29 protein-coding genes and 1 other annotated feature are annotated in these 20,881 nt (G+C 56.3%); of the genes, 23 read left to right on the forward strand and 6 right to left on the reverse strand.

All coding sequences use genetic code 11. The features are described from left to right. The first annotated feature begins 139 nt into the window (after nucleotides 1-139). The gene (gene raiA / locus C1N62_RS13575; RefSeq protein WP_137764133.1) at nucleotides 140-475 is read left to right on the forward strand and encodes a ribosome-associated translation inhibitor RaiA; all 336 of its coding nucleotides are present in this window, start codon (nucleotides 140-142) and stop codon (nucleotides 473-475) included. Between the two features lie 106 nt (nucleotides 476-581). Further along, nucleotides 582-707 (forward strand) — a sequence feature (Phe leader region). Between the two features lie 37 nt (nucleotides 708-744). Next, the gene (gene pheA, locus C1N62_RS13580) at nucleotides 745-1,902 is read left to right on the forward strand and encodes a bifunctional chorismate mutase/prephenate dehydratase (protein WP_137765013.1); all 1,158 of its coding nucleotides are present in this window, start codon (nucleotides 745-747) and stop codon (nucleotides 1,900-1,902) included. A 32-nt stretch (nucleotides 1,903-1,934) separates the two neighbouring features. Here the strand turns inward: pheA and tyrA are convergent, their stop codons facing one another. The 4 genes from tyrA to C1N62_RS13600 all read right to left on the reverse strand — a co-directional run bounded on the left by tyrA (nucleotide 1,935) and on the right by C1N62_RS13600 (nucleotide 6,502). After that, nucleotides 1,935-3,056, reverse strand: a complete 1,122-nt coding sequence (gene tyrA / locus C1N62_RS13585; RefSeq protein ID WP_137764134.1) for a bifunctional chorismate mutase/prephenate dehydrogenase — start codon at nucleotides 3,054-3,056, stop codon at nucleotides 1,935-1,937. Between the two features lie 5 nt (nucleotides 3,057-3,061). After that, nucleotides 3,062-4,138, reverse strand: coding sequence for a 3-deoxy-7-phosphoheptulonate synthase (locus C1N62_RS13590; protein WP_137764135.1), 1,077 nt, complete (start codon nucleotides 4,136-4,138; stop codon nucleotides 3,062-3,064). 445 nt (nucleotides 4,139-4,583) lie between these two features. Continuing rightward, complete coding sequence (locus C1N62_RS13595; RefSeq protein ID WP_137764136.1) at nucleotides 4,584-5,615, reverse strand: tyrosine-type recombinase/integrase; 1,032 nt, start codon at nucleotides 5,613-5,615, stop codon at nucleotides 4,584-4,586. Nucleotides 5,616-5,644: 29 nt separating this feature from the next. Then, complete coding sequence (locus C1N62_RS13600; RefSeq protein ID WP_137764137.1) at nucleotides 5,645-6,502, reverse strand: phage repressor protein CI; 858 nt, start codon at nucleotides 6,500-6,502, stop codon at nucleotides 5,645-5,647. Between the two features lie 120 nt (nucleotides 6,503-6,622). Between C1N62_RS13600 and C1N62_RS13605 the strand changes: the two genes are divergently transcribed. From C1N62_RS13605 to C1N62_RS13640, 8 genes are all read left to right on the forward strand, one after another. Then, the gene (locus tag C1N62_RS13605) at nucleotides 6,623-6,847 is read left to right on the forward strand and encodes a hypothetical protein (protein ID WP_137764138.1); all 225 of its coding nucleotides are present in this window, start codon (nucleotides 6,623-6,625) and stop codon (nucleotides 6,845-6,847) included. Nucleotides 6,848-6,882: 35 nt separating this feature from the next. Next, complete coding sequence (locus C1N62_RS13610; protein ID WP_137764139.1) at nucleotides 6,883-7,392, forward strand: phage regulatory CII family protein; 510 nt, start codon at nucleotides 6,883-6,885, stop codon at nucleotides 7,390-7,392. Between the two features lie 5 nt (nucleotides 7,393-7,397). Then, the gene (locus C1N62_RS13615; protein WP_137764140.1) at nucleotides 7,398-7,589 is read left to right on the forward strand and encodes a phage filamentation protein Fil family protein; all 192 of its coding nucleotides are present in this window, start codon (nucleotides 7,398-7,400) and stop codon (nucleotides 7,587-7,589) included. After that, a complete protein-coding gene (locus C1N62_RS13620) occupies nucleotides 7,553-7,894 on the forward strand; it encodes a DUF5347 domain-containing protein (protein WP_137764141.1) in 342 nt (113 codons plus the stop codon). The genes C1N62_RS13615 and C1N62_RS13620 overlap by 37 nt, the downstream gene beginning before the upstream one ends. A 64-nt stretch (nucleotides 7,895-7,958) precedes the next feature. Next, nucleotides 7,959-8,192, forward strand: coding sequence for a DUF2732 family protein (locus tag C1N62_RS13625; protein ID WP_137764142.1), 234 nt, complete (start codon nucleotides 7,959-7,961; stop codon nucleotides 8,190-8,192). Then, complete coding sequence (locus C1N62_RS13630) at nucleotides 8,192-8,395, forward strand: TraR/DksA C4-type zinc finger protein (RefSeq protein ID WP_370465570.1); 204 nt, start codon at nucleotides 8,192-8,194, stop codon at nucleotides 8,393-8,395. The genes C1N62_RS13625 and C1N62_RS13630 overlap by 1 nt, the downstream gene beginning before the upstream one ends. After that, the gene (locus C1N62_RS13635; RefSeq protein ID WP_137764144.1) at nucleotides 8,395-10,650 is read left to right on the forward strand and encodes a replication endonuclease; all 2,256 of its coding nucleotides are present in this window, start codon (nucleotides 8,395-8,397) and stop codon (nucleotides 10,648-10,650) included. Before C1N62_RS13630 ends, C1N62_RS13635 begins: the two co-directional genes overlap by 1 nt. 169 nt (nucleotides 10,651-10,819) lie before the next feature. After that, nucleotides 10,820-11,005 (forward strand): hypothetical protein, encoded by a 186-nt coding sequence (locus C1N62_RS13640; protein WP_137764145.1) that lies wholly within the window; start codon nucleotides 10,820-10,822, stop codon nucleotides 11,003-11,005. A gap of 410 nt (nucleotides 11,006-11,415) precedes the next feature. Here C1N62_RS13640 and C1N62_RS13650 read toward each other — a convergent pair whose 3' ends face one another. Beyond that, entirely contained in the window at nucleotides 11,416-12,450 is a 1,035-nt protein-coding gene (locus C1N62_RS13650; RefSeq protein ID WP_137764147.1) for a phage portal protein, read from the reverse strand. Then, entirely contained in the window at nucleotides 12,450-14,213 is a 1,764-nt protein-coding gene (locus tag C1N62_RS13655) for a terminase ATPase subunit family protein (protein ID WP_137764148.1), read from the reverse strand. The genes C1N62_RS13650 and C1N62_RS13655 overlap by 1 nt, the downstream gene beginning before the upstream one ends. A 146-nt stretch (nucleotides 14,214-14,359) precedes the next feature. Here C1N62_RS13655 and C1N62_RS13660 point away from each other — a divergent pair, with 146 nt between their 5' ends. From C1N62_RS13660 to C1N62_RS13715, 13 genes are all read left to right on the forward strand, one after another. Next, on the forward strand, nucleotides 14,360-15,205 hold the full coding sequence (locus tag C1N62_RS13660) for a GPO family capsid scaffolding protein (protein ID WP_137764149.1): 846 nt from the start codon (nucleotides 14,360-14,362) through the stop codon (nucleotides 15,203-15,205). 33 nt (nucleotides 15,206-15,238) lie between these two features. After that, nucleotides 15,239-16,333 carry a phage major capsid protein, P2 family gene (locus C1N62_RS13665; protein WP_137764150.1) on the forward strand — a complete coding sequence of 365 codons (1,095 nt, stop codon included), beginning with the start codon at nucleotides 15,239-15,241 and terminating at the stop codon, nucleotides 16,331-16,333. Nucleotides 16,334-16,336: 3 nt separating this feature from the next. After that, complete coding sequence (locus tag C1N62_RS13670) at nucleotides 16,337-17,005, forward strand: terminase endonuclease subunit (RefSeq protein WP_137764151.1); 669 nt, start codon at nucleotides 16,337-16,339, stop codon at nucleotides 17,003-17,005. Between the two features lie 89 nt (nucleotides 17,006-17,094). After that, nucleotides 17,095-17,559, forward strand: a complete 465-nt coding sequence (locus C1N62_RS13675) for a head completion/stabilization protein (RefSeq protein ID WP_137764152.1) — start codon at nucleotides 17,095-17,097, stop codon at nucleotides 17,557-17,559. Beyond that, nucleotides 17,559-17,762 (forward strand): tail protein X, encoded by a 204-nt coding sequence (locus C1N62_RS13680; protein ID WP_137764153.1) that lies wholly within the window; start codon nucleotides 17,559-17,561, stop codon nucleotides 17,760-17,762. Before C1N62_RS13675 ends, C1N62_RS13680 begins: the two co-directional genes overlap by 1 nt. Before the next feature lie 2 nt (nucleotides 17,763-17,764). Continuing rightward, the gene (locus C1N62_RS13685) at nucleotides 17,765-17,989 is read left to right on the forward strand and encodes a hypothetical protein (protein WP_137764154.1); all 225 of its coding nucleotides are present in this window, start codon (nucleotides 17,765-17,767) and stop codon (nucleotides 17,987-17,989) included. After that, on the forward strand, nucleotides 17,973-18,482 hold the full coding sequence (locus tag C1N62_RS13690; protein WP_137764155.1) for a lysozyme: 510 nt from the start codon (nucleotides 17,973-17,975) through the stop codon (nucleotides 18,480-18,482). Before C1N62_RS13685 ends, C1N62_RS13690 begins: the two co-directional genes overlap by 17 nt. After that, on the forward strand, nucleotides 18,479-18,895 hold the full coding sequence (gene lysB, locus C1N62_RS13695) for an Rz-like lysis system protein LysB (RefSeq protein WP_137764156.1): 417 nt from the start codon (nucleotides 18,479-18,481) through the stop codon (nucleotides 18,893-18,895). The genes C1N62_RS13690 and lysB overlap by 4 nt, the downstream gene beginning before the upstream one ends. Beyond that, a complete protein-coding gene (gene lysC / locus C1N62_RS23360; protein WP_240775702.1) occupies nucleotides 18,795-19,067 on the forward strand; it encodes an Rz1-like lysis system protein LysC in 273 nt (90 codons plus the stop codon). The genes lysB and lysC overlap by 101 nt, the downstream gene beginning before the upstream one ends. Next, on the forward strand, nucleotides 19,000-19,416 hold the full coding sequence (locus C1N62_RS13700; RefSeq protein ID WP_137764157.1) for a phage tail protein: 417 nt from the start codon (nucleotides 19,000-19,002) through the stop codon (nucleotides 19,414-19,416). Before lysC ends, C1N62_RS13700 begins: the two co-directional genes overlap by 68 nt. Continuing rightward, entirely contained in the window at nucleotides 19,413-19,871 is a 459-nt protein-coding gene (locus C1N62_RS13705; protein WP_137764158.1) for a phage virion morphogenesis protein, read from the forward strand. Before C1N62_RS13700 ends, C1N62_RS13705 begins: the two co-directional genes overlap by 4 nt. Before the next feature lie 69 nt (nucleotides 19,872-19,940). Continuing rightward, nucleotides 19,941-20,531 carry a phage baseplate assembly protein V gene (locus tag C1N62_RS13710; RefSeq protein WP_137764159.1) on the forward strand — a complete coding sequence of 197 codons (591 nt, stop codon included), beginning with the start codon at nucleotides 19,941-19,943 and terminating at the stop codon, nucleotides 20,529-20,531. Further along, a complete protein-coding gene (locus tag C1N62_RS13715) occupies nucleotides 20,528-20,881 on the forward strand; it encodes a GPW/gp25 family protein (protein WP_137764160.1) in 354 nt (117 codons plus the stop codon). The genes C1N62_RS13710 and C1N62_RS13715 overlap by 4 nt, the downstream gene beginning before the upstream one ends.

Below are 20,881 nucleotides of genomic sequence, written 5' to 3' on the forward strand. Positions count from 1 at the left end.
TTTCTGAACTGGATCACACTTCACAGAAGCGCCCTCACTGACAAAAAGTGACAAAAATGTGTGATATAGATCACAAAACTACCCGGTCAGTTCGTTATGCTGGGGGTATCCAAGACGGAAAGAGAGAGAGGTAAGTTCTATGACAGTCAACATTACCAGCAAACAAATGGATATCACTGATGCAATTCGCCAGCATGTTGAAGACCGTCTCGCCAAACTGGATAAGTGGCAAACCCAGCTGATTAACCCCCATGTGGTACTCTCTAAAGTTCCTGATGGTTTCCAGGCCGACGCCACGGTGAGTACGCCGAATTGCGGGGTACTGGTCGCCAGCGCAAAACATGATGACATGTATGCGGCGGTTAATGAGTTGATTGGCAAGCTCGAAAGGCAGCTTAACAAAGCGCAGCATAAAGATGAGGCACGCCGGGCCGCCACCTGTATCAAAGAGGTCAATCTCGAGCCTGAACGCTGATCCCTCCCCTCTTCATAAGGAGCGCGCCCACTGGGCGCGTTTTTTATTGACAAAAAACCGCCAGCCGTTACTTTACTTGTTATCACTTATTCATCTGGTACACCCTTTTGCGCCAACACCTGTTCTTCTTCGCATTCTTTTTTACCTTCCCCTGATTGGGAGGCGATTCGTCACACGATAAAGAATGCGAAGACGAACAAGAAAGCCTCCCCCGGTGGGAGGCTTTTTTTATGGGCAGATTCAGACAAAAAACCAAAAAGGCAGAGATCATGACCGACAACCCGTTACTCGCGCTGCGCGAAAATATCACCGCGCTGGATATCAAATTGCTGGACTTGCTGGCCGAGCGCCGCGGACTGGCGCTGGAGGTGGCGAAGGCAAAACTGCATACCCACCGCCCTATCCGCGACAAGGCGCGTGAACGGGATCTGCTGGATACCCTGATTGATGCCGGTAAGCAGCGCAATCTGGATGGGTTCTACATCACCCGCCTGTTCCAGCTGATCATTGAGGATTCAGTGCTGACCCAGCAAGCATTGCTGCAACACCAGCTGAACCAGACATCGCGCCAGTCAGCGCGCATCGCCTTCCTCGGCCCGAAAGGCTCCTACTCCCACCTGGCGGCTCGCCACTACGCCGCCCGTCACTTCGACCAGTTCATCGAGTGCGGCTGCCAGCGTTTCCAGGATATTTTCGCCCAGGTGGAGACCGGACAGGCTGACTATGCGGTGCTGCCGATTGAGAACACCAGCTCCGGCTCCATCAATGATGTGTATGACCTGCTGCAACACACCAGCCTGTCGATTGTGGGCGAGTTGACCACGCCGATTGACCACTGTGTGCTGGTCAGTACGCCCACCGATCTGTCAGCCATTAAAACCGTCTACAGCCATCCACAACCCTTCCAGCAGTGCAGCCAGTTCCTGAACCGCTTCCCGCAGTGGAAAATTGAGTATTGCGAGAGCACGGCGGCAGCGATGGAGAAGGTAGCGGCCCTGAACTCCCCAGAGGTGGCAGCGCTCGGCAGTGAGGCCGGTGGCGCGCTCTACCAGCTCCAGGTGCTGGAGCATAAGCTGGCCAACCAGCAGCAGAACATTACCCGCTTTATCGTGCTGGCGCGCAAGGCGATTGATGTCTCGGAGCAGGTGCCAGCGAAGACCACGCTGATCATGGCGACCGGCCAGCAGTCTGGCGCACTGGTGGAGGCGTTGCTGGTGCTGCGCGAGCATGGCATCGTGATGACCAAGCTGGAGTCGCGCCCCATCAACGGCAACCCGTGGGAAGAGATGTTCTACATTGATGTGCAGGCCAACCTGCGCAGTGAGAGTATGCAGAAAGCGCTACGCGAACTGGCGCCCATCACCCGTTCGCTGAAGGTGCTGGGGTGCTACCCCACCGAGAGTGTGGTGCCGGTCGAACCGAGCTGATAAAAAAACCACGCCCTTGGGCGTGGTTTTTTTTACTGGCGGTTGTCGTTGGCTTGCAGCAGCAGGGTGCGGCTCTCCACCAGGAAGCGTTTGGCGTAATCGCCGAACCAGTGCTCCACCTTGCGGAAACTCTCCACGAACGCTTTCTTGTCCACCTGCTCCAGCAGGGCAATCGCCTCACCGAAGCGCTGGTGATAGCGTTTAATCAGCGCCAAATTATTCTCGGAGGACATGATGATGTCCGCGTAGAGTTGCGGGTCTTGGGCAAACAGCCGCCCAACCATCGCCAGCTCCAGCCGGTAGATGGGCGATGAGAGCGCCAGCAACTGCTCCAGCTGGACATTCTCCTCGGCCAGATGCAGCCCATAGGCAAAGGTCGTGAAGTGGCGCAGTGCCTGAATGAAGGCCATGTTCTGGTCATGCTCCACAGCGCTGATGCGGTGCAGCCGCGCGCCCCAGACCTGCAACTGCTCCAGCAGCCACTGGTAAGCCTCGGGCTGCCGACCATCACAGTAGACCACCACCTGTTTCGCCAGACTGCCGACGTCAGGCCCGAACATCGGGTGCAGGCCGAACACCGGCCCCTCATGCACCGCCAGCATCGCCTGCAACGGACGGTTCTTCACCGAGGCCAGATCGACCAGAATGCAGTCGGCTGGCAGCGGCGGCAGGCGCGAGATCACCTGCTCCGTCACATGGATCGGCACGCTAACGATCACCATGCCAGCGTCCGCCAGCAGCGTATCCGCCTGCGCCCAATCCTCTTGCTCCAGTACGCGCACTTGATAACCGGAGAGCGCCAGCATCCGCTGGAACAGCTGCCCCATCTTGCCGCGCCCGCCAATAATGACGATGGGACGCAGCTGCGGGCAGAGGGTTTTGAACCCTTTGTCATTCTCGCTGGAGTAGGACTCACGCATCACGCGGCGCAGCACATCCTCGATCAGATCGGGCGGCACCCCCAGTGACTCGGCCTCTTTGCGGCGTGACGCCAGCATGGAGGCTTCGCGCTCCGGCACATAGATGGGCAGGCCGTAACGGCTCTTGACCTCACCCACTTCCGCCACCAGTGACAGGCGTTTTGCCAGCAGATCCAGCAGTGCCTTGTCCACCTCATCGATTTGATCGCGCAACGCGGTCAGCTCAGCCACCATTCCGATTACTCTCCTGCCTGACGTTGAACCAGCACGCTGCCCAGCTCGCGGTGCATCTCGCGCAGCAGGGTGTCGGTGCTCTCCCAGTTGATGCAGGCATCCGTGACGGAGACACCGTAACGCATGTCGCCGCGCGGCTGCTCAGAGGACTGGTTGCCCTCGTGCAGATGGCTCTCCAGCATCAGGCCGATGATGGAGCGGTTGCCCGCCTTGATCTGCTCGACTGCGGATTGCGCCACCAGCGGCTGGCGACGGTAATCTTTGTTCGAGTTGCCATGGCTGCAATCTATCATCAACGCCGGGTGCAGTCCCGCCTGCTCCATCTGTTTCTCACAGGCTGCCACATCCTCCGCGCTGTAGTTCGGCGTTTTGCCGCCGCGCAGGATCACATGGCCATCCGGGTTGCCCTGGGTCTGCAACAGGCAGACCTGGCCAGCCTGATTGATGCCGACGAAGCGGTGCGGCATCGCCGCAGCGCGCATGGCGTTGATGGCGGTGCCGAGACTGCCGTCCGTGCCGTTTTTGAAGCCGACCGGCATGGAGAGGCCAGAGGCCATTTCGCGGTGGGTCTGCGACTCAGTGGTACGCGCACCGATGGCTGACCAGCTAAAGAGATCGCCCAGGTATTGCGGGCTGTTCGGGTCGAGCGCCTCGGTAGCCAGCGGCAGGCCCATGTTAACCAGCTCCAGCAGCAGGCGGCGGGCAATGTGCAGGCCAGCTTCCACATCAAACGAGTTGTCCATGTGTGGATCGTTGATCAGCCCTTTCCAGCCCACGGTGGTGCGCGGCTTTTCAAAGTAGACGCGCATCACGATGTAGAGGTGATCGCTCAGCTCCTCTGCCACCACTTTCAGCCGACGCGCGTAGTCCAGCGCGGCATCCGGATCGTGGATGGAGCACGGCCCACACACGATCAGCAGGCGGTGGTCACGGCCGGTCAGGATATTGGCGATGGTTTCGCGTGACTGGGCAATATTGTGCTCAGCCGTTTCGCTGAGGGGGAACTGGCGCTTCAACTCTTCCGGGGTGATTAACACTTCTTCGGCGCTGATATGCACATTATTCAGGGCATCTTTTTGCATGGCTTCTATCCTGTCGGTTTCTGGGGCAGCCGGCTCTGCCGCTGCAATACCCTTACCTTACCACCCTATGTAAATATTTCAATCCATAAAACGTAAATTATAAATTACACCTTGGATTTTTTGCCAGTGGCAGGCGTAAAAGACGAGACGCCCCTCTCTATGATGTAAAGCCCGATCAATGAGTTAAATAAGCCCTGGCTTTAGCTAAACTCAGAGATAAAAATTTCCTCCTCAGCCTGAGTTTTTTGTACACTTTTGTTTACACCGCTAAGGCGATGGTGTCTGGTATCCCATTGCCATTCCAACACATAAGTCAGTGAGGGGCGCCGCAATAAGTTAAGACGCATTTATGAAACATAATTGTTTTATATGTATTTTTTAAGAAAAACAATGAGTTAAATATAAATTTAGTGCAAGCAAGAGCCATCACGTACATGCTGCGTGGTCAGCGTGTGGACACCAGGTTAGCGACAGGATTGAGTTCTGCGGCTTCTTCTAGATGATCAGGGGCAAAGTGCGCATAACGCATGGTTTCACGAATATTTGCATGCCCCAAAATACGCTGTAAGACAATTATATTGCCCCCATTTATCATAAAATGACTTGCAAAAGTATGCCGTAAAACGTGTGTCTTTTGACCAGTTGCTAGTTCAATGTCAGTAAGAGCCAACATTTTTACAAAGTCTTGATAGCAGGGTTTTGAAAGGGTTCCTTGCAAAGGAGCAAGTTCATTGTACAGCCATCGGGGGATGGGGACAGTACGGTTACGCCCTCCTTTAGTTCTAGTGAAGGTTAACTTATAGGGCGATAACTGCGATCGCGTTAAACGTTCAGCCTCACTCCATCTTGCACCAGTAGCTAAGCAAATCTTAACGATGCGAGTTAGATGCTCGTTGTTATATTTTTTACATGCATTTAGGAGCTGAATGATTTGACTGTCAGTAAGCCACGACATCTCCTTTTCTTTCTCTTTAAAAATACGGATTCCATCAAGAGGATTAGGTAGTGTCCACTCACCTAGACGTCGCAACTCGTTAAAAACTGCCTCAAGATATTGTTGCTCCCTGTTTACTGTAATAGGCTGTGCTATCCATTTCAGTGGGTTAGAATGATAACCATTATCAATTTTCCCGTTTAATCTTTGATCTCGATAGTGTGCCCAATCCTTAGCAGTTAAACGAGATGCTATTGGATCATTCAATCCACGACATACAATATTTAATTTGGAGAGACGATATTTACTTGCAGATAATGATTGTCCGTGGAGACGATGCCAAAGATCTATCAATTCGCTCAAGCGCCTTTTATCTTCTTTCTCTCCGAGCCAAGGTTTCTTTTTTGCCTCATCCCTATGGTATTGTTCAAAGGCAATAGCCTCTCCTTTAGTAAGGAATTTCTTACGAATCCTACGACTATCTCTCCCATCTAAACGAAAATCACAAAGCCACTCACCTGTCGATGTTTTTGCAATAGCCAAAATGACACCTAAATTTATTAAAGACTAAATTACATAACTTTAGATATGGTAAAACACACCATCCCTACACATCTAATGTCATTTATTAAACATTCGAAACTTGATGCTCCACTTTTAATATTCAATTTTCCACCAGGAAGTCTCGATACATTGTATACATCAATGACCCCATCAATATCTATCAACCACATGCCATTGCCTATTAAATTTACATCAAAGTCTACTATTAACCTAACCTCTCCCTTTTCTATAAAAGCTGGGTTTTTAATAGCTGGGTCTATTAACAATTTATCGCAAATCCATTCTCCAGTATTTTCTAATTTACCGTTATGTAATGAATATTTCTCAATAGAGAAATGACGTTCTGTTGTCGAAGCAGCGGTGTTTTGTAGTCCATACGTTTCACCAATTCCTGTAGCCAACCATCGAAGAGGAGCACCTGTGTCTAGTGCACAAGTGATGACAATATCACCAGGAAAATAATCTCGTCTCACCCAAGCGCTCATAGTGCCAGAAGGGATCCCTAACAAATCTCCTAATTCCTTTTGCATAGTAAAACCATAAGCATGCAAGATTCGTTGAAGAACCTTTTTCCCTCCATTAGCTAACATGCGCTCATGTAACTTTTTGCCTTTCTCTCCTGCTGTAGGAGCACTATGTGAACTTACATTTTTAAGTTCGCCAGTTGTTAGCCATCTGAGATCTGCGTCTGTATCTAAAGCGCATTGAATGACATAGTCGCCTGGCAAGCTATCTCTACTAACCCAGTTCGCTATCGTTCCCAGCGGTACTCCTACAATTTCTGAGTATTGCTGCCTTGTGCTAACTCCATAAGAACTAAGAATTCTTTCAAGAATGCTTTTTGCTTGATTCGTACCGACGTCCATACGCCCTCTAAAATTTGCAATTAGGTTGTTTACACATCTCAAAAAGAGCGGTAGGATTCTTAAAAGCTATCGAATGCACGCCAATGCACCAGAAACACTACCAACCGGAAATGATCTATTATGAATTCTCAAATTACAATACCCAATGGTCCCGATTTGATGACTTATGAGCAGTTTGCGCAAGCATATGGGTATAGTTTACGTACAGTTAAACAGATGGTTGGAGATGGCGATCTGCTTATCATGCCTCGTAAAAAGCCAGGAGGAGCTGCTAGAATCAACATGGTTGCCTTCCGTGCGCGCTTACTAGCCCAAGGTTTAAGTTGTCATTACGTTGCTGCCTAGCAACTTAATTATTTAAGTTATTAGGGGCAATAGATATGTTTGATTTTAGGATTTCCACCCAACAGCATTTCGATGATGCGTGCCGTAAATTCGCTTTAGCGCATAACATGGCAGATCTAGCTAAGCTTGCCGGGATGCATACTCAGACGCTGCGCAACAAGCTCAACCCAGAGCAGCCGCACCAGTTAACCGCTGTTGAGGTGATGAAACTCACGGACATTACCGAAGATGCAACGCTGGTTGATGGCTTTCTGGCCCAGCTTCAATGCCTGCCATGTGTGCCGGTTAATGAGATGGCCAACGAGAAGCTGCCTGTTTATGTCATGAAAGCCACCGCAGAAATCGGCCAGCTTGCAGCGGGTGCCATTAATACCGAGCGCCTGACTGAAAAATGTAAGCGTAGTCTACTTCAGAATGTGAACAGCGGTATTCGCTGCCTGACATTAGCGGCCCTGGCCGTACAGGCCCGTATTCAGGCCAATCCCACGATGGCCTCAACGATGGATGCCATTACCGGCCTTGGCGCAACCGTGGGGCTAAGTTAATTACTATGCCTATCTCAATTGCGCCGTTATTAGCGCGTCAAAGTCCGTCACCCTCTTATGGTCACGGTTGGATAATGGGGAAGCAGGGCAAGCGCTGGCACCCCGCCTGGCAACAAACCACTCTCACCCAGCATCGCAACGCAAAAATAAAGGAATCATCATGGCTATTGAAGCTGCTGCCGCCCTTGTGGAAATGAGTGCCGGAGAGCGCGCCGCCGGTTTAAATAAAGTGGCGTCATTACGTGCGACTCTGTGGGGCTGTGATAATGAGAAAGATATTGCGCGCTTTTTCGCTGAGATGCGCGATGTGACCGATATTAATTACCAAGATAATAAAAGAGCACTGAGCGCTATTTTTTATCTGGCAAATATTAAGACTGAGCGCCACGACGTTGCATACAGTGAGCTGACCACTGATGAAAAGGCCGCGCTTATCCGTGCAATGAACCATTTTCGTGCAGTTGTGAGTTTATTCCCTAAGCGGTTATCACTCCCTAATTAAACCCAAATTTAAATAATGGCGTTAACTCGCCGGGCATTCTATTGCCAAAATTCAGGAAAATAACATGCGTAATAAACAAGTATTGAATATTGAAACCGGTAATGATGATGCAGGGTTTTTTAACCTGCTTGAGCAGACCCGCCTTGATGAGCGCCGCAACCGCGCCGAAGCAATGGCGGCCAGACTCGACAGCCTGGCGGCGCGCATCACCTCACGCCAGTTGAGTTATGTTGAGGCGGCAGAGCTGCTGCGCGCTGAAGCCGAGCGCATTAACCTTCAGGCGGCGGAGCTGCACTGATGGACACAATGGATCTGGCTCAACAGCAAGTCGCCGAAAACTTGGATCATCACCTGGCCGTGGCAATCAGCCGCCCGCAACGTAGCAGCGCTTTTTTCTGCGAAGATTGTGAAGGCGTGATCCCTGAAGCCCGTCGCCGCGCAGTAATGGGCGTGGTCACCTGCGTCAGTTGCCAAGCAACCCGCGAAGCCTACGCCCGGTGATGAGCGAACAACAGTATGCCTACCCGTGGAATGCGCCACGGGAGGCCATCGCCAGTCCTTACCTGACCCATCAGGAAACCCACCGCCGCGACAGCATGATCGCGGCGCTTTCACATGCGCAGGCGCTGCTGAGCGTGCAGCCCAACATCGTGAAGCTGGATGTCACCCGCCGCACCAGTGAGCTGGAGAGCACGCACGGAGTTCAGCGAGCCAATGCCTACTTGACGAAGACCTTTGTCGAGCGGACATTGCCGCGCCTTGAGCTGATTAGCCAGAAGTACAGCCTGACCCTGAATGATCCGCAGCACTTTGCTGCAACGTCATTCCAGCGCCCGGCCAACACCACCGCCGATGTGCAACTGATCCAACTGATGCGCCGTTTTAACCGCCTGCCGGATTTGGCCCGCGCCGACATTGACCTGCTGGCCGGAGACATTGCCAACTTCATCACCAGCGAGCTGATCCAGGTTAACGAGGAGACTCACCACGCCTCGGATTACAAAGTGCTGTTCTGCATGTATATGGCCGCCGCCCGCATCACCCGCCTGCTGGGCCAGGATGCGCCGCAGTGGGAACGCGTGACCGGCAAGTTATTCAACGAAGACGAAGTGACCCCGGCCATTCTGAAAATGAAGTCGGATCGTTGGTGGCTGAATCGGCTGCGTCGTATGGCGGCAGAATGGCGCGAGCATATTCACATCGCACTCGCGAACGTCAGCAAAAAGATGTCGCCCTACGCCAGCAACATGACCGTGCATGAGTGGCGCGAGCAGAAGCGCCGCACGCGTGACTTTCTCAAGGGCATGGAGCTGGAAGACGAGGAAGGCAACCGTATCAGCCTTATCGACAAATATGATGGCAGTGTTGCCAATCCGGCGATCCGTCGCTGTGAGCTAATGACGCGTATCCGCGGCTTTGAAAATATCTGTAATGAAATGGGCTACGTGGGTGAGTTCTACACCCTGACCGCGCCGGCCCGTTATCACGCCACCATCAAAACCGGCCACCGTAACCGCAAATGGAACGGCGCCGGCCCGGCAGAAACCCAGCGCTATCTGCGCCGGGTATGGGAAAAGGCCCGCGCCAAGCTTCACCGCGAAGACATTCGCATTTTTGGCATTCGCGTAGCTGAACCACACCACGACGCGACCCCGCACTGGCACATGCTGATGTTCATGCTGCCGGGCGACGTGGATCGCGTGCGCACCATTCTGCGCGATTATGCCAGTGAGCAGGATGCGCATGAGCTGACCAGTGATAAGGCCCGCAAGGCCCGCTTTCATGCCGAGGCTATCGACCCGGAGAAGGGGAGCGCAACGGGCTATGTGGCGAAATACATCAGCAAAAACATTGATGGCTATGCCCTTGATGATGAGCTGGATGATGAAAGCGGGAAGCTGCTCAAAGACTCTGCCGCCTCGGTATCTGCCTGGGCGGCCCGCTGGCGTATCCGTCAGTTTCAGTTCGTCGGTGGCGCGCCGGTCACGGTTTACCGCGAGCTGCGCCGCATGGCAGACAGCGAAACCGCCCACGGGCTGTGTGTTGAGTTTGCCGCTGCGCATGATGCTGCTGATGCGGGTGACTGGGCGGCTTATGTCAATGCCCAGGGCGGCCCGTTTGTGCGCCGTGATGATCTGGCCGTACGCACCTGGTATCAACCTGCGACCGACCTTAATGAGTACGGCGAGGAAACTCACCGCATCCAGGGGCTGTATGCCTCATTGGTAGGTGATGGCTCGCCTATTCTTACCCGTCTGACGCAGTGGAAGATTGTGCCGAAGCGTGCCGTTGACCTGGGGGTTGACCTTCAGGGCGCGCCCGCGCCCTCTCGGAGTTCTGTCAATAACTGTACGGAGAGAGAAAGGTGTGAGGACATGATGAGGCCGGAAAGTTATCAAGAGATCGACTTTACCGGCCTGGACAGGAAAGCACAGCGACAGCTTTTGAACAGGATAAGGGACAGCAAGGTTAAGAAAGCATCAAAAATGCACTGGCGATCGGCTGCTGTTGAAGTCGCCTGTGAGCGGGCTATTGGTGAGATTAAGGATACAACCGGCGAAACCATCAGCCGGGCTTTGGCAGTGCGCCTGATAGGGGGCACAACCACAAAGATTTTCGGTAAATTTTTCCGAGGTAGTAGTGATGGCGCTATCTATGCAGTGAAGCCCCCCTACTCTGCTGCAATTACATTAGAAAAATTATGCAAAAAGATCAAAATGCTGCGTAGCAAAAAGGCAGTATCAAACTTCGGTTAAAGATCAGTTTTCCTTAAGTTCTTATCAAGGCACATCTGAAAAATGCTTTAAAATTAATCTTTTATTTTTCATGTGGATGCGCATTTTAACAAAACACTACAAAATCCTTTCTTAATCTTAGCGCACTGATATACTGTATAAAAAAACAGTTGTTTAGGAGGGGAAATTTATGCAGTTGGACGAGGCTACTCATTTGCATAAGAAAATGGCTTATGTGCAGCTTATTGCTGAGATGTCACTAATGGCGAATTTTAAGCCTGATGACTTGAAACTGGCGATGAGCCTCATAGTTGATCTCACGATTGATGACTCAGATAATAATCAGAAATATGACATTTTTTATGCTGTTGATTAGATTAAACATCATGGTTAATTACCAACCAGGTCTAATCTGAGATGAAAGCGCCTCATTTTTTAACTGCTTCCCTGCCTCGAAACTGAGATCAGATATTTGTGGCTGAGCTATGCATGCATAAGTGCATGGATCTGCATGTAGCGCATCATGCTGACGAACGTCAAAGGCTCCAAGGCTGGAGCCTTTTTTATTGGGTTTTGCACCTGCATGAAAAACGATGCACAAAGCGGGCAGGCGTGGCGGGGATAGCATTGCGCGCAGGGGGTGCAAACATGTTTGCACCAGGCTGCGTGTGTGGCGCGCTGTGCGCTTTATTGAGGGTGTTTGATGCTGGGGTGAGTCTTGAAGAGATGAGCCTTACACGAGCCGATTGTGGCCCTATAAAAAACCGGCCACGGGGGCCGGTTCAATCACTGTTCGTCGTTTGCCAGTTGATAGGGCTTGAAGGCGATCACCTCCTGCCCCAGCCAGCTATTTAGCTCTTTCATGCGCTCTTGTAGCGGCGTCAGCTCATTGCGCACAAACACTTGTGCCGCCTTTACCGCGTCGCCAAAGCCGCCGGAGTTGTCCGGGATAATGCCCATCATCTGCGGCGGCACGCGGTGCGCGCTAAGCAAATCGTCACGGCTGGATTTCTTGATGTTGAAAAAGTCGTCTTTGGTTGCCACCTCGCTAAGCGGCAAAATCTTGATGCCGTCCGGCTTGCCGTTCGGCGCGTACATAAACAGGTTGCGGAAGTTCCCCAGCCCTTTGGTGTCGCGCATCGCCTGGCGCATCCGCTCCACATCGCTGCTGCTCTGCGCGGCGTCGGTCATATACAGGATGTACCCCGCGTGTGCGCCGTTCTGGTAGTACTTGCGACGAAACAGTGTGGCCGACTCATTCAGCCAGGCCGAATTCAGCGCGCTGAGGTATTCCGGCAGGCCGTACAGCTCCTGATTAATGTCCGGCTCTACCAGATGAAACACGCTGCCCGGCGCAAAGGCGTGCGGCTCCTTCCAGTCATGCACAAACCAGTATGTTCCCTCCTCAATGCCCCGGCGGGTAAACTTGGCCGGCGAGTTCTCCAGGCGAAGCGGCTTACCCAGAACATTTTTACGCAGCTCCATAAAGGCATTGCCGAATACCAGGTAATCCAGCGCCATGCGGCTAAATTCCTGCTGCGTCAGCAGCGGGTGCGGGATAAAGGTCGAAGCCAGAATGTTGCGCTTCACATAAATCGGTGAGCTGTGATGCACCGCCGAGCGCAGGCTTTTTGCCAGGCCGTGAAAGCTCACCGGCGGCTCATACCAGCGCCCGTTGCCGATGCACTCGGCATAATCCAGGATGTCGCGCTTGTCCATCACTGGCGTTGGCTCACCAAAGCTGAACGCCTGCGGGCCGGCGGCGGTGGCCGGGGCGACCTGCGGTGAAGGGAGTGCCTTGCGGCCTTTGCGTTTGCTCATCAGTAAAATTCCAGAATAGAAGGGGTCGCGCCGCCGTTCGCGGCGGTCAGCGGTTCGTTAAGCAGAGCGTGCATGATGGCCCACGCCACGTCAGCGTGACTGGCGTCCTCGCTGCGGCTGGCCTCGTAGGTGGAGCGGTTGCCGCTGGCGGTCATGGTTTTGCGGATCGCCATAAAAGACTGCGTGATGTCGGTGTGGCCGGCGTCATACTCCAGCCGCCCGCTGCTGATGGTGTCTTTGGCCTTCAGCACCATCGCGGTTTTGATTTCCGGGGTGTATTTGATTTCGCGGGCCGCCGGGAAAAACTGCCTCACCAACTGAAACACGCCTTGTCCGATGCCGGTGGCGTCCACGCCGATATACTCCACCGCGTATTTTTTGGTAAGGGCCTCAATGGATTTGGCCTGGGCGGCAAAGTCCATGCCGCGCCACTGGTGGCGCTCCAGCACCCGAAACTTACCGCCGGCAACCAGCGGCGGCGCAATCACCGCGCAGCCGGCGCTGTCGCCGGTGTGCGAGGGGTCATAACCAATCCATACTGGGCGATAGTCAAACGGGCGCAGCGCGTAGGGGTTGAAGTCCGTCCACTCTTCCAGGCTGTCAATCATGCAGCCTTGCAGTTCCTTGAACGGGAATACACTCGCCTCATCATCGACAAACTCGCACATCAGCAGGTTCTGGTACTCCGCCGGGCTGTACTCCAGTGAGAGTTGATCCAGGTCAAACAGGTTGCAGCCGCCGGTCAGCGCATCCTCAACCGTGACAATCTGCCGCCACTGCCCATCCCCGCACAGCGCCCCCGTGGAGAGGTGGCTGTGGCTGAGATCCAGCTCAATGCGATCCGACTTATTGCGCCGCCCCTTGTTAAACAGCTCGCCTGACCAGAACGGATAAGCGCTGTGCGACAGGCTCGACGGCGTAGAGAAGTAGGTGGAGCGCCACTTCTTGTGCAAGGACATCCCCGACGCTACTTTGCGCAGCTCCTGGAACTTGGGTATCCAGAAATATTCATCCAAGTACAGGTTGCCGGTGTAGCTCTGCGCGGTGCGCACGTTGGTGCCCAGGAATATCAGCCGTGCCCCGTTGGGGAGCACAATCGGATCGCCTTTCAGGTCAACATCCACCTGGCGCGCAAAGTCGATGATGTAGTTCTTGAAAACGTGCGCCTGCGCCTTGCTGGCCGAGAGGAAAATCTGGTTACGCCCGGTGGTCAGCGCATCAATCAGCGCCTCGCGGGCAAAGTAGAAGGTGGCCCCTATCTGGCGCGACTTGAGGATGTTGCGGATGCGGTGCGCCAGGCCGGCCTGGTGCCAGTTAAGCTGGTATTCAAAACAGTTGTCCATAAACAGTCGGGTCAGTTTATCGGTCTGCTCCTCACTAAAGACGTTTTTACTCGCCGGCTGGCGCTCGCCTTTGTTGCGGTTGCGCACGTTCGGATTGAGGTCAGCCTCATTGCCGGAGCTGCGATAACGTTCGACGCGGGCCAGACGCTCAATCTGGCGGCCCAGCGCGTCTATCTCCTTGTAATCACCATTGCCTTTCACCTCTTTCATGATGAGTTGGATTAACCGCGCCTCCATGCTGGCCTCGACGCGGCTGATAGGTGCGATGTCCTCCCAGGCGTCGCGCAGCTTCCAGCTCTGCACGGTTGGCGTTTTGATACTGAGCGTCTCCGCTATCTGGCGCACAGAAAAGCCCTGCCAGTAAAGCAGGGCCGCCTGGCGGCGCGGATCGCTGATAAGGGTGTTAGGCGTCGTTGTCATGACCGCAAGGCTACCGGGGCAACTTCCCCCGCGCTCGCTATGCCTGTTGTGTGACAAAACAACAAGATGGCTTTCGTTGAGAGGGCGGGCAAAGACAGGGACACTGCCCCTGAACTGATGACCCCTGACTAACCGGAGCCTGATTGATGGCAACAAAAGCAAAGCGTTTTCGCATCGGCGTAGAAGGTGCCACCACTGACGGCCGCATGATTTCCCGTGAGTGGCTGGTACAGATGGCCGCCCAGTATGACCCGGCCGTGTACGGCGCACGCATCAACATGGAGCACGTCAAAGGCTATACGCCTGACAGTCCGTTCCGCCGCTATGGTGACGTGACCGCACTCGCCGCCGAAGAGATTAATGACGGCGCGCTGGCCGGGAAAATGGCGCTGTATGCCGACATCAACCCGACCTCGGAGCTGGTTGCGCTGACGCAGGCCCGCCAGAAGATTTACACCTCAATGGAAGTAAACCCGGAGTTTGCCGACACCGGCAAAGCCTATTTAGTGGGCCTGGCCGTGACCGACGACCCGGCGAGCCTCGGCACGGAAATGCTGAGCTTCAGCGCCCGCGCCCAGCTCAATCCGCTAGCCGCCCGCAAACAGGACGCCGCCAACCTGTTTACTGCTGCCGAGGAAACCCTGATTGAATTCGAGCAGGTCGCCGATCCTGCGCCCTCGCTGCTGGAGCGAGTCACCGCCTTGTTTGCCGCCAAAAAGAAAACCGATGCCGAGCGCTTCAAGGATGTGAACGCGGCTGTAACCGTCGTGGCCGAGCAGGTACAGCAAAGTGCAGACGAGGCCGCGCAGCAATTTACCGTGCTTGAAACCGCGCTGACCAGCCGACTGGAGGCCCTGGAGCAGCAGAGCACTGAAGACCGCACCGCCGTGCAGGCGCTCACTGAGCAACTGGCCCAGGCAGACGGCAGTTTTTCCCGTCGCCCCCGCGCCAGCGGCGCAGACGTCCACGCCGGCCTACGAACCGATTGCTGATAGACCTCAACCTAATAACGAACAGGAACGCCCATGCGCCCCACTACTCGCTTTAAATTTAACGCCTTTATGTCCCGTCTGGCCGAGCTGAACGGCGTCGACACCGGCGACATGAACAAGAAATTCACCGTGGAACCCTCGGTGACGCAAACCCTGATGAACCGCGTGCAAGAGTCCTCTGAGTTTCTGACGCGCATCAATATCGTGCCGGTCGCGGATATGAAAGGGGAAAAAATCGGCGTCGGCGTATCTGGCTCAATTGCCAGCACCACAGACACCGCCGGCGGCGATGAGCGTGAAACCGCTGGCTTTGCCGCCCTAGACGCGGAAGGGTATGAGTGTGTGCAGGTGAACTACGATTTTCACATTCGCTATAACACCCTCGACCTGTGGGCGCGCTATGAGGATTTCCAGGCCCGCCTACGTGACGCGATCATCAAACGCCAGTCCCTCGACCGCATTATGGTGGGCTTTAACGGCACCTCCCGCGCCAAGACCTCCAACCGTGCGCAGAACCCGCTGCTGCAAGATGTGGCCGTAGGCTGGCTGCAAAAGTACCGCAACCACGCGCCGAAACGGGTGATGAACAAAGTCATGGCCGAAGATGGCACCACCGTCGCCTCGGAAAAAGTTCGCATCGGTCAAGGGGGTGATTACGCCAACCTCGACGCACTAGTGATGGATGCAACCAACACCCTGATTGAGCCGTGGTATCAGGAAGACCCGGAGCTGGTTGTGATTTGTGGCCGCCAATTGCTGGCTGATAAGTATTTCCCGCTGGTTAACCAGACGCAGGCCAACACCGAAACCCTGGCCGCTGACCTGATTGTGAGCCAGATGCGGATCGGCAACCTGCCGGCGGTGCGCGTGCCGTACTTCCCGGCCAATGCCCTGATGGTGACCCGCCTCGATAACCTGTCTATTTACTGGCAGGAAGGCACCCACCGCCGGCTGTTGGATGAGGTGGCAAAGCGCGACCGCATCGAAAATTACGAGTCCATTAACGAGGATTACGTGATTGAAGACTATGCCGCCGGCTGCCTGGTTGAAAATATCGTGATCCTTCCTCCGCCAAAAGAGTCAGAGGTGAAAACCACGGCCAGCACATCAGACGCCACGGGAGCATAAGGCATGTTAAGCCCGGCCCAACGTCACCTGATGCGCCAGCAGGCCATTGACGCCGCCCAGCAGCGGGATAACCCGCTGCGCCATGCCAACGGTTACGAGCTGATGCTGATGCGCCTGAATGAGGACAAGCGCCGCCTAAAAAAACTGCACTCGGTTGAGCGCAAGGCGGCCCTCAAGCGCGAACTGCTGCCCGAATACGGGCCGTGGGTGGCCGGCGTCCTGAGTGAAGGGCGCGGCGCACAAGATGCTGTGTTAATGACCGTTATGATTTGGCGGCTCGACACCGGGGACATTCCCGGCGCGCTGGACATCGCCCGCTATGCCCTGCATTACGGCCTGGTGCCGCCGGACACCTACCGGCGCAACAGCACGGCCTACCTGCTGGCCGAGGAGGTGGCCGACGCCGCGACCCGCGCCCGGACGTTGGCGCAGCCGGTTGATATTGACCCGCTGCTGGCAACCCTGGCGCTGACCGAGGGCGAAGATATGCCGGATGTGGTGCGCGCCAAGCTGCACAAAATCATTGGCTATGTGCTGCGCGACACGGACAGGGCCACGGAGGCCATGCAACACCTCACCCGCGCCTTGCAGCTTGATGATCGCTGCGGCGTGAAAAAAGACATAGAGCGACTGGCGACCGTGCTGAAAAAGCAGGCGCTCGCCCGCCGCTAACGAACGCGCCCCGCGCCGGGCGGCAGAGCAGCCAGTGCCAGCGGTATCTGCGCGGCTCTCCACCGCCCACCCTTTTAAGAAGGCCCTATATGAGCATTGTGATCCCCGCCCCGCGACCGGCAGACACTGCCGAGCCGCCGATTGCCAATACCTTTTTTTGGCCGGATGTCGACGTGCAGCGCCTGCGGGAAACGCTGCGCTATGAAGGCACCGTGACTGCGCAGCGCCTGCGGCTTGCCATTAAAACGGCGATGTCCGAGGTCAACGCCGAGCTGCATGACTACCGCGCCGCGCAGATGGCGACCGGTTTCGCCACCCTGGCCGCCGTGCCGGCGGAGACGTTCGACGGCGAGAGCGAAAAGCTCGGCCACTACTTTGCCGCCGTCAGCGCCCTGACCGCCGCGACCATCGTCGAACGTTACCGGGGCTATGACGCCAGCGGGGCCAAAAAAGCCGCCGATGTGGAGGCGGCCGCCGATGAGTACTGGCGGGATGCGCGCTTTAGCATCAGCAAGCTGGCCGGCCAGCGGGCGTGCATCATCGGGCTGCTGTGATGAAGGTGTATGCCCAACAGGGCGAAACCGTAGACGAGATTTGTTATCGCCACTACGGGCGCACGCAGCAGGTGCTTGAACAGGTGTATGCCGCCAATCCGGGGCTGGCAAGCCAGGGGGCAATTTTGCCGCACGGCTACCCGGTTGCGCTGCCCACGCTGGCCTCGGCGGGCACCAAAGAAACCCTTAACCTGTGGGACTGAGAATGGATAAACACAGCTCGCTAATCAGCTACCTGGTGGGCATCGTCATGATGTGGTTTAGCCGGCATACCCTCCAGGACATCGCCTTTATGGTGGGGGCGGCGGTGGCCGTGGCGACGCTTTTTATTAACATCGCCACCTTTTTTGTGAACTGGCACTACCGCCGCAAAACCTACGAGCTGCACCGCCAGGCGGCGGAGGGGGTGACCAGTGGGCCAGACAGGTAAACGTTGCGCCGTGGCCGCCGTGCTGGCGCTGGCCGCGCTGCTGCCCCAGGCGCCTCTGCTGAAAACCTCTGACACCGGACTGGCGCTGATTGCCGATCTGGAGGGGTGCCGCACCTCGCCCTATCAGTGCAGTGCCGGCGTCTGGACAAACGGCATCGGCCACACGGCGGGCGTGACCCCGCACAGCCACCTTACCGAGCGGCAGGCCGCCGTTAACCTGGTGGAGGATGTGAGGCGCGTAGAGCGTGGCATTGATGCCTGTATGCCGGTTGCCATGCCCCTGCCGGTCTATGACGCCGTGGTATCCTTTGCCTTTAACGTGGGCGTGCACGCCGCCTGTACCTCCACCCTGGCCGGCTTTATCCGACAACAGCAGTGGCGGCCCGCCTGCGGCCAGTTAGCGCGATGGGTGTATGTGCGCGGCAAGCGCAATCAGGGGCTGGTCAACCGACGCGCCCGCGAGACGGCGTATTGCCTGACGGGGGCCGCATGATGCGCGTGCTTGCCGTCCTGCTGGCCCTGGCCGTGGCCGGGCTGGCTTATACCCTTCAGCACGCCAGCGGCCTGCGCCACGACCTGACCCAAGCGCAGGGCATCATCGGCACGCTGTCCGCCGGCCTTGAAAGCCGGGATAAGGCGATTGCCCGCCTTCAGGATGAGGCCCGCACGCTGGCCGACCAGGAGCAGGCGCTGCGCCAGGCGCAAAGCCAGGCCGGTGCGCTGGCCCTGCAACGCGAATTACAGATACAGAGAGAACATGATGCCGATGAGAGCCTGCGCGCCTGGTCTGCTGCTGCTTTGCCTGATGCTGCTAAGCGGCTGCACCAACGCCCCGCCTTCAGCAACGCCCGCGATTATCTGGCTTGGCTGTCCACGCGTGACCAGTTGCCCGATCCCCGCCACTAGCCTGCACACCAACGCTGACCTGGCCGCCGACAATCGGCAGTTAGAAGCGGCCCTGGTGGCCTGCGGGCTGCAAGTTGAAACCATTAAAGCGTGCCAGGAGCGCCATGATAAAACCCACCCAACTGCGCGAGGCGCTGACGCGCAGCGTGCCGCTGCTGCAAAGCAGCCCTGATTGTCTGCATATGTTTATCGACCACGGGCGCATCGTCTCGACGCTGGCCGCCTCGCTGTCCTTTGAATATCAGTACCAGCTCAACCTGGTGATAACGGACTACGCCGGCGACATTGACCTGATTGTGGTGCCCGTGCTGGCCTGGCTGCGAGAGCACCAGCCTGACATCATGGCAACCCAGGAACGGCGCAACACCGGCTTTACCTACAAGGCCGATGTCATCAGCGATACGCTGTGCGACATCAGCATTGACCTGCAACTGACCGAGCGGGTATTGGTCAAGCAGGTAGAGGGCGCGCTACACGTTGACCATGTGCCGGAGCCGCCAATTCTGGCGGGGCAGGCATGAGCGAGTTACGCCCCTTTGAGGCCCGTCTGGCCGCCCTGATCGCCAACCTCTCCCCGGAGGCGCGCAAGGAGTTGGCAAAGGGCATCGCCCGCCGGCTGCGTGCCGGCCAACAGCAGAATATCAAGCGTCAGCAGGCCCCCGATGGCACGCCCTTCGCGCCCCGCAAGCCCGCGCCGCCGTCACAGGCGCGCACGAAAAAAGGCCGGGTAAAGCGGGAGATGTTCGCCAAGCTGCGCACGGCGAAATACCTCAAGGCCAAAGCCAACGTAAATGAGGCCGTGGTGGAGTTTACCGGCAACGTGCAGCGCCTGGCGCGGGTGCATCACTATGGCCTACGTGACCGGCCCTCCCGGCATGGCGGGGCCGTGCGCTATGAGGCCCGCCCGCTGTTGGGGATAAACGAGGCAGAGCAGCTCCTGATAGAGCAGGAGGTGATTGCCCACCTGGCCGGCTAATGTTGTTGTGCCTTTCTTCAACGAGCCGCAACACATTGCGGCTATTCCCCCCGACGTAACATTACCCCCATGAATGAAAAACTCTCTGACACCCAGCGCCTGCTGCGCAACCTGATCCGTATTGGCACCGTGGCCGCCGTCGATGTTAAGGCCGGGCTATGCCGTGTTGAAACCGGCGGCAACCTCACCACCTGGCTGCACTGGCTGACCAGCCGCGCCGGGCAGGTGCGTACCTGGCACGCGCCAAGCGTGGGAGAGCAAGTGCTGGTACTGGCCCTGGGCGGCGAGCTGGATACGGCCTTTGTGCTGCCGGGCATTTTCTCTGACCAGTTCCCGGCCCCGTCCGCCTCGGCGGACGCGGTTCACCTGTCGTTCCCGGATGGTGCGGTGATTGAATATGAGCCGGAAACCGGCGCACTGCGGGCCGAGGGCATTCAGTCCGGGCTAATCAAGGCGGCCACGAAAATCACCCTCGACACGCCGGAAGTGGAGTGCACGCAGCACCTGAAAGCGGCCTCGTTGGAAGTCACCCAGGGCGGCACTCTGACGGGGAGCATCACGCATCGCGGCGGCACCTTCAGCTCAAACGGCATCGTGCTTGATACCCACACCCACGGCGGCGTAGAGCGCGGTGGCAATCAGACGGATAAACCGCAATGAGCACAGAGAACTACCTGGGCATGAGCCGGGAGAACGGCGCAGCCGTAGCGGGCCTTGCCCATATTCAGCAGTCGATACGCGACATCCTGCTGACGCCGCTGGGCACCCGCGTGATGCGCCGCACCTATGGCTCGCTGCTGTCTGCCCTGATAGGGCAACCGCAAAACGCCGCGCTGCGCCTGCAAATCATGTCCGCCTGCTACCTGGCAATACTGCAATGGGAGCCACGTATTACGCTCACTGACATCAGTTTCGATGCATCCACCTTTGACGGCGGCATGGTGATCACCCTCACGGGAAGCCGTACCGACACCGCGCAAGGATTTTCTCTTACCGTACCTGTGAGCTGA

Origin of the sequence: Nissabacter sp. SGAir0207, from assembly GCF_005491205.1 — a bacterium.
Taxonomy (GTDB): Bacteria; Pseudomonadota; Gammaproteobacteria; order Enterobacterales; family Enterobacteriaceae; genus Chimaeribacter.

What these genes read in the sequence shown, in the direction of transcription:
- C1N62_RS13620 (WP_137764141.1), top strand. Translation starts at nt 7,553, where the DNA reads ATGGCTATTGAAGCTGCTGCCGCCCTTGTGGAAATGAGTGCCGGAGAG.
- C1N62_RS13705 (WP_137764158.1), top strand. Translation starts at nt 19,413, where the DNA reads ATGAGCGAGTTACGCCCCTTTGAGGCCCGTCTGGCCGCCCTGATCGCC.
- C1N62_RS13640 (WP_137764145.1), top strand. Translation starts at nt 10,820, where the DNA reads ATGCAGTTGGACGAGGCTACTCATTTGCATAAGAAAATGGCTTATGTG.
- C1N62_RS13655 (WP_137764148.1), bottom strand. Translation starts at nt 14,213, where the DNA reads ATGACAACGACGCCTAACACCCTTATCAGCGATCCGCGCCGCCAGGCG.
- C1N62_RS13615 (WP_137764140.1), top strand. Translation starts at nt 7,398, where the DNA reads ATGCCTATCTCAATTGCGCCGTTATTAGCGCGTCAAAGTCCGTCACCC.
- tyrA (WP_137764134.1), bottom strand. Translation starts at nt 3,056, where the DNA reads ATGGTGGCTGAGCTGACCGCGTTGCGCGATCAAATCGATGAGGTGGAC.
- lysC (WP_240775702.1), top strand. Translation starts at nt 18,795, where the DNA reads ATGCTGCTAAGCGGCTGCACCAACGCCCCGCCTTCAGCAACGCCCGCG.
- C1N62_RS13635 (WP_137764144.1), top strand. Translation starts at nt 8,395, where the DNA reads ATGAGCGAACAACAGTATGCCTACCCGTGGAATGCGCCACGGGAGGCC.
- raiA (WP_137764133.1), top strand. Translation starts at nt 140, where the DNA reads ATGACAGTCAACATTACCAGCAAACAAATGGATATCACTGATGCAATT.
- C1N62_RS13700 (WP_137764157.1), top strand. Translation starts at nt 19,000, where the DNA reads ATGATAAAACCCACCCAACTGCGCGAGGCGCTGACGCGCAGCGTGCCG.
- C1N62_RS13600 (WP_137764137.1), bottom strand. Translation starts at nt 6,502, where the DNA reads ATGGACGTCGGTACGAATCAAGCAAAAAGCATTCTTGAAAGAATTCTT.
- C1N62_RS13685 (WP_137764154.1), top strand. Translation starts at nt 17,765, where the DNA reads ATGGATAAACACAGCTCGCTAATCAGCTACCTGGTGGGCATCGTCATG.
- lysB (WP_137764156.1), top strand. Translation starts at nt 18,479, where the DNA reads ATGATGCGCGTGCTTGCCGTCCTGCTGGCCCTGGCCGTGGCCGGGCTG.
- C1N62_RS13650 (WP_137764147.1), bottom strand. Translation starts at nt 12,450, where the DNA reads ATGAGCAAACGCAAAGGCCGCAAGGCACTCCCTTCACCGCAGGTCGCC.
- pheA (WP_137765013.1), top strand. Translation starts at nt 745, where the DNA reads ATGACCGACAACCCGTTACTCGCGCTGCGCGAAAATATCACCGCGCTG.
- C1N62_RS13715 (WP_137764160.1), top strand. Translation starts at nt 20,528, where the DNA reads ATGAGCACAGAGAACTACCTGGGCATGAGCCGGGAGAACGGCGCAGCC.
- C1N62_RS13605 (WP_137764138.1), top strand. Translation starts at nt 6,623, where the DNA reads ATGAATTCTCAAATTACAATACCCAATGGTCCCGATTTGATGACTTAT.
- C1N62_RS13710 (WP_137764159.1), top strand. Translation starts at nt 19,941, where the DNA reads ATGAATGAAAAACTCTCTGACACCCAGCGCCTGCTGCGCAACCTGATC.
- C1N62_RS13675 (WP_137764152.1), top strand. Translation starts at nt 17,095, where the DNA reads ATGAGCATTGTGATCCCCGCCCCGCGACCGGCAGACACTGCCGAGCCG.
- C1N62_RS13610 (WP_137764139.1), top strand. Translation starts at nt 6,883, where the DNA reads ATGTTTGATTTTAGGATTTCCACCCAACAGCATTTCGATGATGCGTGC.
- C1N62_RS13590 (WP_137764135.1), bottom strand. Translation starts at nt 4,138, where the DNA reads ATGCAAAAAGATGCCCTGAATAATGTGCATATCAGCGCCGAAGAAGTG.
- C1N62_RS13665 (WP_137764150.1), top strand. Translation starts at nt 15,239, where the DNA reads ATGCGCCCCACTACTCGCTTTAAATTTAACGCCTTTATGTCCCGTCTG.
- C1N62_RS13630 (WP_370465570.1), top strand. Translation starts at nt 8,192, where the DNA reads ATGGACACAATGGATCTGGCTCAACAGCAAGTCGCCGAAAACTTGGAT.
- C1N62_RS13625 (WP_137764142.1), top strand. Translation starts at nt 7,959, where the DNA reads ATGCGTAATAAACAAGTATTGAATATTGAAACCGGTAATGATGATGCA.
- C1N62_RS13660 (WP_137764149.1), top strand. Translation starts at nt 14,360, where the DNA reads ATGGCAACAAAAGCAAAGCGTTTTCGCATCGGCGTAGAAGGTGCCACC.
- C1N62_RS13680 (WP_137764153.1), top strand. Translation starts at nt 17,559, where the DNA reads ATGAAGGTGTATGCCCAACAGGGCGAAACCGTAGACGAGATTTGTTAT.
- C1N62_RS13670 (WP_137764151.1), top strand. Translation starts at nt 16,337, where the DNA reads ATGTTAAGCCCGGCCCAACGTCACCTGATGCGCCAGCAGGCCATTGAC.